The organism is Neobacillus niacini NBRC 15566 (assembly GCF_001591505.1).
Lineage (GTDB): Bacteria > Bacillota > Bacilli > Bacillales > Cytobacillaceae > Neobacillus > Neobacillus niacini.
The window spans coordinates 1-1,381 of sequence record NZ_BCVA01000103.1; the positions used below are offsets into that span (position 1 = coordinate 1).

At 35.8% G+C, this 1,381-nt stretch carries 1 protein-coding gene; it reads right to left on the reverse strand.

The genetic code is table 11. The features are described from left to right. Nucleotides 1-21: 21 nt before the first annotated feature. Nucleotides 22-1,370, reverse strand: a protein-coding gene (locus BANA01_RS29405; RefSeq protein ID WP_157411919.1) for an IS3 family transposase whose coding sequence is annotated in 2 segments (ribosomal slippage) — nt 22-926 and nt 926-1,370 — 1,350 coding nt in all. Because the reading frame shifts where the segments join, the coding sequence is not laid out codon by codon here. Nucleotides 1,371-1,381 lie beyond the last annotated feature (11 nt).

The following is a 1,381-nucleotide window of genomic DNA, read 5'->3' on the forward strand; positions in this document are numbered from 1 at the left end:
AATAAAGTTAGACAAATATATTTATGCAACGTTTAAGACTTGAGTTCTGTATTCCACCGGACTCAGGTCTTTTAATTTTGCCTTCATTCGTTTGTGATTGTAATAGTGAATATAATCAGCTAATTCCCTTTCAAAATGCTCTATACTTTCAAATTCTTGTAGATAAAGAAGTTCAGATTTTAATAAGCCAAAGAAATTTTCGATGACTGCGTTATCTAAACAGTTTCCCTTTCGGGACATACTCTGCTTAATTTGGTGCTGTTCTAGTGTTTTTTGATATCTTTTCATTTGATAGTGCCAACCTTGATCTGAATGAAGAGTCACTTGGTCTCCTGGCTGTAGGCGTTCAATTGCTTGGTCTAACATATCTCCCACTAATTGATAAGCAGGGCGTTTCATTACGGTATAAGCTATGATTTCGCCATTACATAAATCCAGTACTGGTGAGAGATACCGTTTCTCACCAATTAGGTGGAATTCTGTTACATCGGTTACCCATTTTTGATTCATTTTTTCGGCAGAGAAATCACGATTTAAGACGTTTGGAGCGATTCTTCCAACATTTCCTTTATAGGAACGGTACTTCTTCATGCGCACTAAGCATTTTATTCCTATTTTATTCATTAAACTATTGATGGTTTTTTTATCGTGTTTAAACCCTCTTTTTTCTAGTTCTTTCGTGATCCTACGGTGTCCATAACGACCCTTATGTTCATGAAAAATTTCCTGAATACCTTCTTTTACCTTCTCATACTTATCAACCTGATTTAGTCTTTTTTCCCAATAATAATAAGTGCTACGTTTCATGTCAGCGACGACAACTAGGTTCACAACCTCATACTTATGCTTTAGTTCAAAAATTACTTGCGCTTTGATTTTGTTTGTAATTTTTCCTGCATTTGAACTAAAGCATTCAACTTTTTTAGGTAGGCATTCTCCATTTCTAAACGCTCAATTTTCGCTTGTAACGCTTCTACTGATCCTTCAATTAGTGCTGGTTTCTTTGATTCCTTTTTCATGGATGGGCGCCCCTTTTTCTTGGTTTTAAGGGCATCAATTCCATCCTGTTCAAACTGTCTTTGCCAATTTCTAATCATTCCAGAAGATGATAAATTAAAAATCGCTGCAGTTTCAACAAAGGAAGTACCCGTTTCGTTAATATATTTAAGTACATCCATTTTAAACTGAGTAGAATAGCTTGTATAGGATTTAGCAAAGGCGCTTTTCCCTTGATGCTCATAAAGGCGAACCCATGCACTTAGAACACTGTGGTGAACACCAATATCTTCGGCAATTTCCCTCAATGATTCTTTACCATGTTCATACCTTAAAACACTTTGAATCTTTTCATCCGCTGTAAATTTAGCCATAAAAACACCCC